The sequence below is a fragment of the Nocardia testacea NBRC 100365 genome (assembly GCF_000308775.1).
In the GTDB taxonomy this organism is placed as follows: Bacteria; Actinomycetota; Actinomycetes; order Mycobacteriales; family Mycobacteriaceae; genus Nocardia; species Nocardia testacea.
Map to the genome: position 1 here is coordinate 66,425 of NZ_BAGJ01000149.1, position 12,616 is coordinate 79,040.

Here is a 12,616-nt window from a genome sequence, read left to right on the forward strand (position 1 = left end):
CACTGTGGCCCGATACCAGCAGCTCGCCTATACCGATGAGCTGCTCGCCGACGACACCGTGCACCGGCGCTACGCCGACGGCAGGCAGGAGTGGCGGCGACGCGGCCCGGGCGCCACCGTCACCTGGCAGGACGATCGCGGTGATTCCGGGGTCGACGAACCGCTGGGCCGCCGGATCGTCAAACGCACCCGGCGCGACGGCTCGGTCCGCTACGGACGCGAATCCGGTTACGGCCGGACCCTGTGGAGCGACGGCGTACTGACGGTCAATCGCTCGTCCTTCGGTGGCAGGCTCGGCACGATCCTGGCCGGGGTCGCGGGTGGCGCCCTGCTCGGCGCGCTGGTGCTGCCGCCGATATCGCTGAGCCCGGAAGAGGAAGAGGAACTGCGCAACCAGGCGGCGCAGTCCGGCGGCGGTGGCGGCGAGGCCGACGGCGACTACGGCGACTGGGGCGACGGATACGGTGACGACGACGATTTCGGGTGAGTGCTGAATGTCTCGATGGTGTGCGTTCCTGACCGGCGACGATCCGTCCGGCCACCTGCGGGCCGTCGGCGCCGAGCCGGTCACTGCGCGCGACGGGCACGCCCTGGGCCTGCTCGACGGGCCGGGTACCGCGCGCGGGCCCTTCGTCGCCGGCGGGTTGACCGCCGTCGGCGAGGTCACGCTGTTCAACGCCGACCGGTTACGCGCCCGGTTCGGCGCGGCGGCCCCACCACCCGGCCGGCCCGACGGTGAACTGCTCCTGCACTGCTACGCCCGTCTGGGCATCGCGGGCCTCGCCGCCGCCGAGGGCATGTTCGCCCTCGCCATCGCCGATGGACCCGACCTCGTGCTCGCGCGCGACCATCTGGGCGCCCGCACCCTCTTCCACGCCCGTTCGGCGGCGGGCTGGGCCGCCGCGACCTCGTTACGTGCGCTGAGCCGCTGGTCCGCGCTGCGCACCGGGCTGCACCTGCCCGCGGTACGTTCCTTCCTCACCTTCGCCTATCTGCCCGGGCGCGAAACCCTCCTGCGCGATATCCACGAGGTCCTCCCCGGCCGCTGTGTGCGGCTGCGCCCGGACGGCACCTCCGCGGAGCACACGTTCTGGGAGCCGCGCGAGACCGCGGACGCGCGGCCGGTCGACGAGCACGTCCTGAGGCTGCGTGCCCTACTGGAAGACGCTGTGGCCCGGCGGCTTCCGGCCGGGGAGCCGGTCGGCGTGTTGCTGTCCGGCGGGATCGACAGCAGTCTGGTCACCGCGCTCGCCGCGAAATCGCACGATCAGGCCGTACACACCTATTCGATCGGTTTCGGCGACGCCGTTCCGAACGAACTCGGCTACTCCGGACTCGTCGCGACACACTGCGGTACCGCGCACCGCGTGCTCACGGTGCCCGGCGCGACGGTCGCCGCCCGGCTGGCGGATACGGTGGGCCTGCTGGACTGTCCGGTCGGCGATCCGCTCACCGTGCCGAACCTGATGCTCGCCGAGGCCGTCGCCGCCGACGGAATCCGCGTCGCGCTCAACGGCGAGGGTGGCGATCCGGTCTTCGGCGGCCCCAAGAACCTGGCGATGCTGATCTCCGAGCTGTCCCGCACGGACCCCGATCCCGATGCCCGCGCCCGCGCGTACCTGGACAGCTACCGCAAATGCTACGGCGATCTACCCGCCCTGCTGACCCCGGAGACACTGTCCGCGCTGGAAGCGGCACCGTCCCCGGTCGAACACGTCGCCCCCTACCTGCGCCAGGGCCGGATGACCGGCCTGCTCAACCAGTTGCTGCACACCAACCTGCGCACCAAGGGCGCCCACCACATCCTGACCAAGGTGGAGCGTCTGACCGCCGCCAGCGGAATCGAAGGCCGCGCGCCACTGTTCGACCGCGCCGTCGTCGACCACTCCTTCACCGTCCCGCCCACCGCGAAACTCGCCGGGACCAGCGAGAAATGGATCCTCAAGGAAGCCGTGCGCGATCTGCTGCCGCCCACGATCGTCGACCGGCCCAAAAGCGGTATGCGGGTACCGGTGCAGCAGTGGCTCGCCGGCCCGCTGCGCGACCCGGTCCACGATCTGCTGCTCGGCCGCGCGGCCCGCGATCGCGGACTCTTCCGGCAGGACACCGTGCGCGCCTGGTTGCGCGGTGAGGGGGCGCTGCTGCCCCGGCAGGGCGGCAAACTGTGGCTGGTGCTGTCGCTGGAATTATGGCTTCGTTCGTTCGACGTGGGGCCGTGATCGTCGTCCCACGTCCGGTACCCAGGAGTCGCCCCGATGACCGAACCGCGCATCAAGAATCACGCCGACGACGAGAACGAGATCCACGACCTCGCCGAATTCCGGGACGCGGGCCGCAATGTCGTGACACCGGTGGCGCGGTTCGCGCCCGAGGTGGCCGGGGTCGTGGTGGACGCGTTCGCGCAGATCGTCCGGACCGCCAGGGCCGCCCGGGCGGCGAGCACACCCGACGCCCAGGGCATCGTGCGCGCGCAGACCTTCGAAGAGGGCGATGTCTACCTGCTGGAGACCCCTTTCGAAGGCTTCTTCGCCGATCGATATCTCATGGATTTCTACGACGCCGCCGAACGCGGTATCTGCTCGCGGATGCACCTGCACACCGGGCTGCGCTTCGTCCGCATGATGACCGGCCCCGGCACCCATATCCGGGTCGGCGCGCTGTCCCCCTTCGTCGTCACCGATGTCCCGGGAGTGACGCCCTTCCGGCCGGAGTGCTTCACCGACGACCTGCCCGACACGCCGCCCGGCGTGCACCGCACCCGCTACAACCTGATCGTGCCGCCGTGCTCGTTCGTGGATATGCAGATCCCCCGCGGCGTCAGCCACCAGTTCAATGCCGTCGGCCCGAACGCGGTGATCGATTCGGTGCACCCGGAGGAGTCGATCGAGGTGCTGCGCGAAGGGATGGCCGGCTACAAGATGATGGCCCAGACCGTGTTCCTGGCCCGGGAACTACCGGACGCCGCCACCTGCACCGACCTCGCGCCCGGCCGATCCTGAGCCGGGCCCGGTCACCTCGGGTCCGGACCGACAGGCTCGACGGCCGGGAAGGACGTGCCGGTTAGCTGCTCGGAGATCTGCCAGACACGTTTCACGTCGTCCGCGCTGCGCAGCCGGGAGTAGAGGGCCTGTTCGGCGGGCGGGCCGGACAGGTGCCGGAAACCGCTGGGACCGTACAGGTGGGCACCCCGCGCGTCCGGTGCGGTCGCGGCCATCAGGGCCGGGAGCACAGCGGTCTCGACCGTCCCGAAGAGGATGCCGCGTCGGGACAGCGCGCGGATGGCGCGCACGGCGAGGGTGTCCCGGGCCCGGCCGACCTCCGGGCGCGCGGCCAGGAGGCTGGTGGGGACGACGCCGGGATGGGAGAGGTTGCTGGTGATCCCCCAGTCCGCGGCCCGGCTCCGCCGATCCAGTTCGAGTCCGAACAGGCCGAAAGCGATCTTGGATTGGCTGTACGCGTGGCGACCCCGGTAGGACCGTTCCCAGTTCAGGTCGTCCCAATTGATGGAGTTCTCGTTCGCGGCGACACTGATCTGCGAGGTCACCCGCGCGCGTCCCGCGCGCAGCAGGGGCAGCAGGTGGGCGGGCCCTGGAACTGACCTGCCAGACACTTCTCGATCCCGAACAATCGCATCTGCTCCTCGTCTACACTGCCGTCCCGGGCAGCGAAAGTTACGAGAAACTACAACTGCTCTCCGTGATCGGACCCCGGCCGGTCGTCCCGGGGCCGGCTACGGACAGGTGATCGACGGGATACAACAGGGGGCGCCGGTTTCGGCCGGCTGCCCGGTGCGCCGTATGCGGAGATATCCGGCGGGCAGATCCTCCGGTCGTGTTCTCACCGCGCACGGACATACAGGAGAATGAGCGGGTGAGGAAGGAAAGCGTTTCACAGGACCCGGAGCCGATGGTTCCGGTGCCGCGGCGCACGGGCAGTTTCCGCTTCTGGCTGGCCGAACAGCGCTGGGAGTGGTCCGACGAGGTCGCGGCCCTGCACGGCTACGCCCCGGATGAGGTGAAGCCGACCACCGAGTTGCTGCTGGCGCACAAGCATCCCGAGGACCGCGGCGGGGTCGCCGATACATTGGCGATGGTGGTGAGCACCGGTGCTCCGTTCAGCAGTCGCCACCGGATCATCGATACCGCCGGCCAGGTGCACCACGTACTGGTCGTCGGGGACCAGATGCTCGACGCCACCGGCGCGGTGACCGGCACCACCGGCTACTACATCGATATCACTGACACCCTCGGCGAAGAACGCCAGGACGCCCTCGACAGCGCCATACCCGGGATGGTCGCCGCGCGGGAACTGATCGAGCAGGCCAAGGGCGCGGTGATGACGGTCTACGGGATCTCGGCCGAACAGGCCTTCCGGGTGCTGATCTGGCGGTCCCAGGAGACCAACACCAAACTCCGCGATCTGGCCGCCAAACTGGTCGCCGCGGTGGGCGAGTTCGGCGGCGCCGAAACCCCTACCCGCACCCGCTTCGACCATCTCCTGCTCACCGTCCACGAACGGCCCGAGCTGTGAGCTGTGGGCAATCGGTCGCGACTACACGATCCTGTTCGAGGTGGTTGCTGCGCGTTCCGGTGCGGACCGCGCGATTCGCGTACGGGCGGGATCAGTCGTGTTCCGTTACCGGATCTCGGCGACGATCGACAACGTCACCGTCCGCTACCTCCCGCTGTAGACCACACCAGTCCACATTGCACCAGGTTGCCACCTATGACATACTGTGCGACTTTGCTGTTTCACCTACAGGGAGAGGAAATAATGCACATACCCGGGGACCATGGACGGTTTCTTGACGAGCTTCTTCCTCATGTGCAGCGAGATCCCCGGTTCGTGGCACTGGCAGCCGGCGGATCCCTCCTGTCGGGCGAGGCCGACATCTACTCCGACCTCGATCTCGTAATCGTCGTCGACCCCGAACACTACGGTTCGGTTATCGCCGATAATATTGACATAATCGATTCTTGGGGCCACCGGCCCTTGGCAGCATTTACTGGCGAACACGTCGGCGAGCCCAGGTTGGTAATCTGCTTGTACGATGACCCCGTACTGCACGTCGACTACAAATTCGTGCCGCCGGACCAGCTCGCGGTCCGTATCGAGGACCCCATTGTCCTATGGGAGCGAAATTCGATAATCAGCGAGGTCATAAATAACTCGGAAAGTAATCATCCTGGACCGGATATCGACTGGATCGAGGAACGATTCTGGGTTTGGATTCACTACGCGGCGACAAAGATCGGGCGGGGTGAGCTCTTCGAGTTCATAGATTTCTTATCCTTTTTGAGAAGTGAAGTACTGGGCCCTTTGGCCCTGACTGCCGCAGGGCACTTGCCCCGCGGGGTCCGCCGATTGGAGATGCATATCCCTGATACCGCGGAGGTGCTGCGCAAGACGGTTCCTGGTTATGATCGAGCCGAATGCATAGACGCTTTGCGAGCGTGTATCGAGCTCTATCGCGGCTTGCGTGATAAATTTCCTACGACCGCGTCGGCGCGACGTGAAGATGCTGAGCACACCAGCATACGTTACTTTGAACGCGTAGCGTCCGGAGCAATCCGATAGAAATCAGTAGCTCAACTGCCACTGCGTCGCGACGTCGTCATACAGCCGCGCGACGGGGGCCGAGAAGGTCCCAGCGATTCCCAGATATGTCCAGGAAAACGGCTACTTCCCCGTAGGGCTCCACCCGGGGCTCGGTGAGGAACTCTACGCCGTCGGCAACCATCCGAGTATAGGAGGCCTCGAAGTTGTCCACTCGGAGAAAGAATCCGACGCGACCTCCGCATTGATTCCCGATCGAATCTCGTTGTGATCTCGAATCGGCCCGGGCGAGGAGGATTGCCGTGGAGGAACCTTCGGCACGAACTACGACCCAACGCTTCATGCGGCCGTCGTTGGTTTTCGCCGGAGTGTCCTCGACAAGACGAAACCCGAGGACATCGACAAAGAAATGAATCGCTTCGTCGTAGCTGCTGACGATCAGAGTTACCATATCCAAGTTCATCCACAGAGTATAAGGACCATCCTTCGATGCAGGCATATCTGCAGCGAACGAGCAGGTCGATTCGACAGGGGACGACACCAACCTCGAAAAGGTGGATCGGCGCCGACGGTAGTGGGACGTTGGATTTCGAGATCGCCACCATGGCCGACGAGCGCGTGACGAAGAGGAGGCCGCGACGAAGGCTATCGTGAGCCCATACGTAATTCGTTGTGCATCATCCGGGCGACTTTGGCCATGATCGCTTCAGCACCTGGCTGATGCACCGCCGAGATCCGCGACTCCGTTAATGCCGCAATCGCGATCGCTTGCCCATCGGAGTGCTCTACAACACCGATTTCGTGCCGTAGGTTGAGAAGCGTTCCGGTCTTGGAGGACCATAGGGACGCATCAGAACTGAAGTCCGGCGCCAGCCGTTGTCGGATTACGTTTTCGGCCATAACAGCGCGAACACGTTCGGCTGCAGACGGGTGAATGTTCGTCGGACGCCAGATATTATGCAAGAGATCGACCAGAGCACGTGCGGAACCAATGTTGGCCCGGCTTACGTCCAATTGCGGAACCGAATGGCCGTGACCGAACGTTGTTGCTGCGATCGCGAGTTCGTGAGCAAGGTAGGTTTGACCACGTCCGAGTTCTCTGCCGGAGTCTCCATAAGATCCCGCATAAGATGCCGCACCACAATCCCATCGATTCTCAACCTACGCATTTCCGTGGTTACAGAACTGGGTGAGGTCAAACCGAACAATGCATCGGCTGCGCCGTTGTCACTGATGGCGATGCAGAGATAGATCAGGTCATCGAGCGCAATAATGGCCGGATGTTTGAACTTGGACACGCCAGTTGGCCCCGGGGTCACAATCTTCCCAGGCGACACCTGGATCGAATCAGCTGGATCGAGCTCACTTCGTTCGACACGCTCGAGCGTGGCGAGAACCAACGGTACTTTGACCAAAGATGCTATAGGCCATTCCTTGTCCACTTCCATGCCGAGCTCATCCCCCGTATCGAGGTCTCTGACGAGAAAGGATCCACTGAGGCCGGCGTTGTGCAGTTCTCTCTCTACCGCACGCAGCACGGTCCTAACACTCATGATTCGACTCCACTTCCGCGAGAAAGGCGGTACCGGGGTACTCCGAGATAATTTCCTATCAGGCGATGCGGCAAGGACAGGATTCGGTCGGAGTCTTCGCCCTGTTCTGTTTCCAGCCGATAGCCGCGAACAAGCGTCAGGTCGCCTATCGGCCGCCAGTGCAGCCCGAGATCCTCCGCCTGAGCTGCTGTGCAGAGAAGTAGGTCGCCCGAACCGAACACCTCTGCAACAGCTGCCACGAGCGAGCGCGCGACCGACACCTGTTTCGGCTGTAGACCGAGCGCATCTCGTAATCGGCTGATCGAATCCCGAATATGCGGTACGTCGTCTTCCGGCTCCAGCCATATTCGCCTCCTCCGGGCGTCGCGGTCGGCGCGCCCTGGACGTAGCGAATCCAGATACAATGGTGCTGTATGCGGCCCCAGATCATCGGCCAGACCGAGCGGAATCCGCCATGACGCCTGATCCGCGCCGGTGGCAATCAGTGCCGCCCTGACCTCATGCGACCGTACCAATTCGCGACGTTGGAATGGGTCACCTGTCCGGGTTTCCAGGTTCAATTGGTGGCGACGCCCCTCCGCGATGAGCCTTGCGAGCGCGGGCGGCGAGCAACTCGGCACAGCGAATAGGAATGGCTGCAGCTTGGCGCGTTCCGCCTCGAATTCCAGAATTTCGGTGAGCTCGACGAGCCGACGCGCCGACGGCAGCATTGCCCTGCCGAACGCTGTCAGGGCGATATTTCGCGAAGTCCTGTCGAGCAATCTGGAGCCGAGATGTCGCTCCAGCGCGGCTACACGACGTGTTCCTCAGTGGTACGTCCAACTTCGTCGAACGCGAAGTCGCCGGGGCAGCTCCAGATGTTCTCGTCCTGGGTTCGAGCGGCAATTCTGCCGTACACGACTACTTCGAGCGCGTACTCGAGACATTGAGCTGGCCGCGGATCGTTGTTCCCTCTCACCATGACGATATGGTGACCCCGTTGGACCGGCCGGAAGTTCACAACAGTGTCAATCGCGAGGTCATCGATACTTTGCAGAACATACTCGGGAACCGAGGCCGTGTCGTCGATCCGCGCCACCTCGAGCAATTCCAACTTTGAGCGACTGCACAACGGCGATCGCTCGAATGCAGGATTCGGATCGTCGCGACAGCGGCAGTTCGATTGGATTTCTTCGGGCTCGAGCGTCGAAATACAATTGATCGGCACCTGGGACATGACAGCGGCCTCCACCGAGGTGGAGGCCGCTGTCATGCGCTCGCAACGACTACTAGTCACTCTGGAAGTAGCTCAGTAGGCGCAGGATCTCCACATAGAGCCAGACCAGGGTGACCGTGAGGCCCAGGGCCACACCCCAGGCGGCCTTCGGCGGGGCCTGGGCGCGGATGAGCTGGTCGGCGGCGTCGAAGTCCAGCAGGAAGCTGAACGCGGCGATGGCGATGACGACCAGGCTGAAGATGATGGCGATCGGGCCGCCGTCACGCAGGCCGAAGCCGCCGTCGGTGAAGAAACTCGCGATCAGGTTGCCGACCACCAGGACCAGAATGCCGATCATGGCGCCGATCAGCATGCGGGTGAAGCGCGGGGTGACCCGGATGGCGCCGGTCTTGTAGACGACGAGCATGCCGGCGAACACACCGAAGGTGCCCAGGATGGCCTGGCCGATCATGCCCGCGCCGCCCGCGCCACCGAAGCTGATATCGGTGAACATGAACGACAGGGCGCCGACGAAGACGCCTTCGGCGACCGCGTACGAGAGCACCAACGCCGGGTTGTCGGCCTTGTTGCCGAAGGTGGCGACCAGTACCAGAACCAGGCCGATGAGACCGCCGCCGATGACGAACAGCGGCGCGAGGCCGTTGTTGGCGCTGGTCAGCAGGTAGGTGACCAGCGCGGACAGCGCGAGGACACCCAGCGTGATACCGGTCTTGGTGACCACATCGTCGATGGTCAGCGACCGGGTCGGCGCCTGCGGGTAGGGCTGCTGATATTGCTGCGGGTACTGCTGCTGGTTGCCGTACTGGTAGCCCAGCTGCCCCGCGCCGGCGGCAGCCGAGCCGAAGCTCGCGTAGCCGGTTTCCTGCCGCGGCAGATTCTTGAATACCGGATTGCTTGTGGCGCGCACCGCAAATCCCTTTCTCGGAGTTCGTTGGCCATACCGGAGCACGACCGTCGGCTCGAGCTGTTACTCGATATCCAACTGTCCATCCAACGAGTACGACCCCCGGTGGAGTTCCCGGGCGAGACGACAAGACAGACAAACCGGACCTTACCGCCGGTCGGGCCCCGGCGGGCCACGGACCGCGATACCGGTCGGCGGCCGGATGCCCCGCACGACCTCGCCGGATACCGATAGATGCTGTTCACGGAGTGTTCGATGCAATTACGCAAGGGTCTTGCCTATAATTCGGAGGCCGCTACCGGCGGCGCACATCTTCGACGCGCAGAACGACGGAAACGAGATCACATGGCCACAAGGGCTCTCTTCCACCGACGCGGTGCCAGGGCACTCGTACTGAGCGTGGCCGCCGGCTGCGCCGCCGCGTTCCCCACTCCGGCCACCCCCGCCACCGCGGCCCCACCACCGGAGATCGCCTGCGGCTGGAGCCCGCGCATCGGGGCGGATACGTTCAACGTCGCCTTCCCGGACACCTTCGCGAATTACTGGATGACCCTGGTGCCGGCCGCGCCCGGAACGAGCCTGACCCTGCATGGCGAATACCCGCACGCGCGATACATGTCGTTCGTCTCGTATGCGGGCGGAGCGGCAACAGGCGTCCTGACCGATACGGCGATCGCGCCGGACGCCGGCTCGGTCAACCCCTTCCCGGCCGGCGCCGATCGGCAGAGCACGAACCGCTCCTACACGATCCGGGTGGTCGCCGGAGACCGGCCGGAGAACCCTGAACCCAATACCCTCTACGCCCCCGCCACCGACGGCGTGATCCCGGTGATCTACCGGGTCTACCGGCCTGATGCCGGGCGCGATGCGATGGGCGGAACCGGACTGCCGCGGACCACCGTGCACACCCCCGGCGACGTTGCGGTCGAACTCGCCGACTGCGGGACGAACACCAGCGCGTTCGACCCGCACGGTGTGTTCGCCGAAGGCCGGGCACGACTGGGCCGCGGACGGACCACACCACTGCCGCACGCGCCGCAGTGGGCCGGACGCGAGGGCGGGGGGCTGTTCCCCAATCCCGACAACAAGTACCTGGCCACCCTGGTCGATTCGGGCCGGACCGCGGTGATCCGCGGCCGGCTACCCGGAACTCCCGGTACATTCTCCGGTGCGGCGCGGATGGCGCCCGCCCAGCTGCGGTATTGGTCGATGTGCAGCGGCGATGTCGCGTCGACCAGCACACTGGGCTGCCTGGTCGACGACGAGATCCCAGTCGACGAGAACGGCGAGTTCACCATCGTGGTGTCCGCCCCGGAACACAGGCCGGACCCGGGTTGCCACCTCGCCTGGTTACCCGCGAACTCCGGCGAAACCCTGCTGATCATGCGGAACATGTTGCCCGCCGCGGACTTCACCGATTCGGTGCAGAACGCCGATCCGGAAGACCCGGAGCCAGGTCTGGGCCCCTACTATCCGACCCTCACCTACGCGGCCACCGGCGAGACGGCCGGGCTCTGCTGACCTCTCCCGCGCCGAGACACCGGCGGGGCGTTCGGTGAGCGGCCGGCTCGGCGAGAATCGTCGCCATGAGCGAGTCCACCGCCGCGGCCTCATCGCCGGCCGTGCTGCTGTACCGGCTGACCCGCGCCACCAGCGTCCGGCTGGCCACGGCGTTCGCTGCCGCGGGTATGCCCGACCTCCATCCACGACACGCCCTGCAATTCTTCCCGCCGCTACTCGCGGGCGGACAGCGGGTTTCGGAGCTGGCGCCGCGGATCGGGGTCACCCGGCAGGCCACCGCGCAGGTGGTGGGCACGCTGGAACGCGGCGGCTATCTCGTACGTGTCGCGGACCCCACCGACCGGCGGGCCAAACTGGTCTGCCTGACCGATCGCGGCCGCGCGGCGTCGGGAGTGCTGCGCGACAGCATGATCACAGTGGAACAGGATTGGGTCCGAATCCTGGGCGCCGGACGCGCGGACGAATTCCGGGAAATACTGGCAGTGCTGCTCGACGAATCCGGTAGCGGCGGTGGCCCCCTACCGGACTGATCCGCGGCGGCGCGCTACATCACCAGCACGAGGATCACGATGATGATGAGCAGCCCGATCAGCAGTCCGATGGTGACGGCCACGGTCGGGCCGATCTGCCGCGGGCCGGGCCGCGGAGCGGGAACCGCGACCGCGGCGGGACGGGGCGGCTGCGGCTGCGCGCGCCGGGGCAGCGGCCCGGAGCGGGGACTACGCAGACCGGCGGCGGAGTTGCGGGCCGCCCAGGCGGGGATGGTGCCGTCCTCGGTCCGCACCGGGGCGCCGAGGATATTGCTCGCGGCGCCGGGACCGAAAGCGGCGGCGAGGATCTCGTCTCGCGCCTCGGCCATGGTGGGACGACGCTGCGGGGCCGGTTCCATCATGTGCAGCAGCGCCCGGGTGAGGACCCCGCTGCGACTCGGCGGAATGATCTGCGCCATGGCGGCGCGCTCCACGATGGCGCCGGTGTCGTCGTCCATGCCGAACGGCGGCTGCCCCTCGATGGCGGTGTAGAGGGTGGCGCCGAGGGAGAACACATCGCTGGCCGCGGTGGGCTGGGCGCCGCGCGCGACCTCCGGCGGCAGATAGGCGGGCGTACCGGTGATCATGCCGTCCGGTTCGTCGGCGGCCTCGGTGATATTGCGGGAGATACCGAAATCGCTGAGCTTCGCCATGCCGACCCCGGGACCGCGATCGGCGACGAGGATATTGCCCGGCTTGATATCGCGGTGCACGATCCCGACATGGTGCGCGGCGGCCAGCGCGTCGGCCACCTGGGCGCCGATCTGGGCCACCTCGATCACCGGCAGGGCGTTCACCAGGGCGAGTGCCCGGGCCACACTGCGCGAGGGCAGGTGCTCCATCACCAGCCAGGGTTCCCCGGCCTCGATCACCACGTCGTAGACGGCGATGGCGTGCTCATGGGACAGTTTCGCCGCCACCCGGCCCTCGTGCACGATCTGATCACGGACCCGCCGGGCCTGGGCCTCGTCCATACCGGCGGTGGACAGCACCTGTTTGATGGCGACGTCGCGGTCCAGCAGCCGGTCGCGGGCCTCCCAGACGGCTCCCATACCGCCACCGCCCAGCTTGGACTGCAGGCGGTATCGGCCGGCCACCAGATAGTCGGGGCCGACGATGGGACGGGGGCGATCGATCATGGGTGTGAGACTAGCCGAATTCGGTGGTAGCTGGCCGGATTCGGAGCCGGACCGCGCCATACGTCACTTCGTTCACCACAGCGGGCGGCGGGCGGGCCGGAGGTACTTCCGGGGGCGGGTTTAAGCCGATAGTCTGTCGAATGTATGTTCGAACCAGGAGTTAGCTGGATCGGTGCCGGCCACTTCGGTGCGACCGT

General features: G+C 66.1%; 14 protein-coding genes and 2 pseudogenes. 8 read left to right on the plus strand and 8 right to left on the minus strand.

The genetic code is table 11. The annotated features are described in order from the left end of the window. The first annotated feature begins 4 nt into the window (after positions 1 to 4). Genes ON38_RS20840 through ON38_RS20850 form a run of 3 tightly spaced genes read left to right on the plus strand, consistent with a single transcriptional unit; the run spans position 5 to position 2,999 of the window. The gene (locus ON38_RS20840) at positions 5 to 487 is read left to right on the plus strand and encodes a hypothetical protein (RefSeq protein ID WP_039826584.1); all 483 of its coding nucleotides are present in this window, start codon (positions 5 to 7) and stop codon (positions 485 to 487) included. A gap of 7 nt (positions 488 to 494) precedes the next feature. Then, on the plus strand, positions 495 to 2,219 hold the full coding sequence (locus tag ON38_RS20845; RefSeq protein ID WP_039826586.1) for an asparagine synthetase B family protein: 1,725 nt from the start codon (positions 495 to 497) through the stop codon (positions 2,217 to 2,219). A gap of 36 nt (positions 2,220 to 2,255) precedes the next feature. After that, positions 2,256 to 2,999 carry a hypothetical protein gene (locus tag ON38_RS20850; protein WP_039826587.1) on the plus strand — a complete coding sequence of 248 codons (744 nt, stop codon included), beginning with the start codon at positions 2,256 to 2,258 and terminating at the stop codon, positions 2,997 to 2,999. An 11-nt stretch (positions 3,000 to 3,010) separates the two neighbouring features. Here ON38_RS20850 and ON38_RS20855 read toward each other — a convergent pair. Then, positions 3,011 to 3,580 (minus strand): annotated as a pseudogene (locus tag ON38_RS20855) (SDR family oxidoreductase); the annotation flags it as partial. Between the two features lie 8 nt (positions 3,581 to 3,588). Here ON38_RS20855 and ON38_RS36650 point away from each other — a divergent pair. The 3 genes and pseudogenes from ON38_RS36650 to ON38_RS36165 all read left to right on the plus strand — a co-directional run. Continuing rightward, positions 3,589 to 3,744 (plus strand): annotated as a pseudogene (locus tag ON38_RS36650) (transcriptional regulator); the annotation flags it as partial. 162 nt (positions 3,745 to 3,906) lie between these two features. Continuing rightward, positions 3,907 to 4,530 (plus strand): PAS and ANTAR domain-containing protein, encoded by a 624-nt coding sequence (locus tag ON38_RS20860; RefSeq protein WP_051165015.1) that lies wholly within the window; start codon positions 3,907 to 3,909, stop codon positions 4,528 to 4,530. Between the two features lie 315 nt (positions 4,531 to 4,845). After that, entirely contained in the window at positions 4,846 to 5,577 is a 732-nt protein-coding gene (locus tag ON38_RS36165; protein WP_157181828.1) for a nucleotidyltransferase domain-containing protein, read from the plus strand. A 37-nt stretch (positions 5,578 to 5,614) separates the two neighbouring features. On the opposite strand, the gene ON38_RS20870 is transcribed toward ON38_RS36165, so the two are convergent. The 6 genes from ON38_RS20870 to ON38_RS20885 form a co-directional block, all read right to left on the minus strand. Continuing rightward, positions 5,615 to 6,019 carry a VOC family protein gene (locus ON38_RS20870; protein WP_039826589.1) on the minus strand — a complete coding sequence of 135 codons (405 nt, stop codon included), beginning with the start codon at positions 6,017 to 6,019 and terminating at the stop codon, positions 5,615 to 5,617. A gap of 182 nt (positions 6,020 to 6,201) precedes the next feature. Next, positions 6,202 to 6,570 (minus strand): serine hydrolase, encoded by a 369-nt coding sequence (locus ON38_RS38220; protein ID WP_373281238.1) that lies wholly within the window; start codon positions 6,568 to 6,570, stop codon positions 6,202 to 6,204. Continuing rightward, a complete protein-coding gene (locus tag ON38_RS37075; RefSeq protein ID WP_218000812.1) occupies positions 6,561 to 7,109 on the minus strand; it encodes a serine hydrolase in 549 nt (182 codons plus the stop codon). Before ON38_RS37075 ends, ON38_RS38220 begins: the two co-directional genes overlap by 10 nt. Further along, on the minus strand, positions 7,106 to 7,870 hold the full coding sequence (locus ON38_RS36170) for a LysR family transcriptional regulator (protein WP_157181829.1): 765 nt from the start codon (positions 7,868 to 7,870) through the stop codon (positions 7,106 to 7,108). Before ON38_RS36170 ends, ON38_RS37075 begins: the two co-directional genes overlap by 4 nt. Before the next feature lie 29 nt (positions 7,871 to 7,899). Continuing rightward, positions 7,900 to 8,325 (minus strand): hypothetical protein, encoded by a 426-nt coding sequence (locus tag ON38_RS20880; protein ID WP_157181830.1) that lies wholly within the window; start codon positions 8,323 to 8,325, stop codon positions 7,900 to 7,902. Between the two features lie 52 nt (positions 8,326 to 8,377). Beyond that, on the minus strand, positions 8,378 to 9,232 hold the full coding sequence (locus ON38_RS20885; RefSeq protein ID WP_030522203.1) for a Bax inhibitor-1/YccA family protein: 855 nt from the start codon (positions 9,230 to 9,232) through the stop codon (positions 8,378 to 8,380). A gap of 342 nt (positions 9,233 to 9,574) precedes the next feature. Between ON38_RS20885 and ON38_RS20890 the strand changes: the two genes are divergently transcribed. Next, positions 9,575 to 10,750: a hypothetical protein gene (locus ON38_RS20890; protein WP_157181831.1), complete on the plus strand. Its 1,176-nt coding sequence runs from the start codon at positions 9,575 to 9,577 to the stop codon at positions 10,748 to 10,750. Between the two features lie 65 nt (positions 10,751 to 10,815). Next, a complete protein-coding gene (locus ON38_RS20895) occupies positions 10,816 to 11,280 on the plus strand; it encodes a MarR family winged helix-turn-helix transcriptional regulator (protein WP_039826593.1) in 465 nt (154 codons plus the stop codon). Positions 11,281 to 11,294: 14 nt separating this feature from the next. On the opposite strand, the gene ON38_RS20900 is transcribed toward ON38_RS20895, so the two are convergent. After that, on the minus strand, positions 11,295 to 12,419 hold the full coding sequence (locus tag ON38_RS20900; protein WP_039826594.1) for a serine/threonine-protein kinase: 1,125 nt from the start codon (positions 12,417 to 12,419) through the stop codon (positions 11,295 to 11,297). Between the last annotated feature and the right edge of the window lie 197 nt (positions 12,420 to 12,616).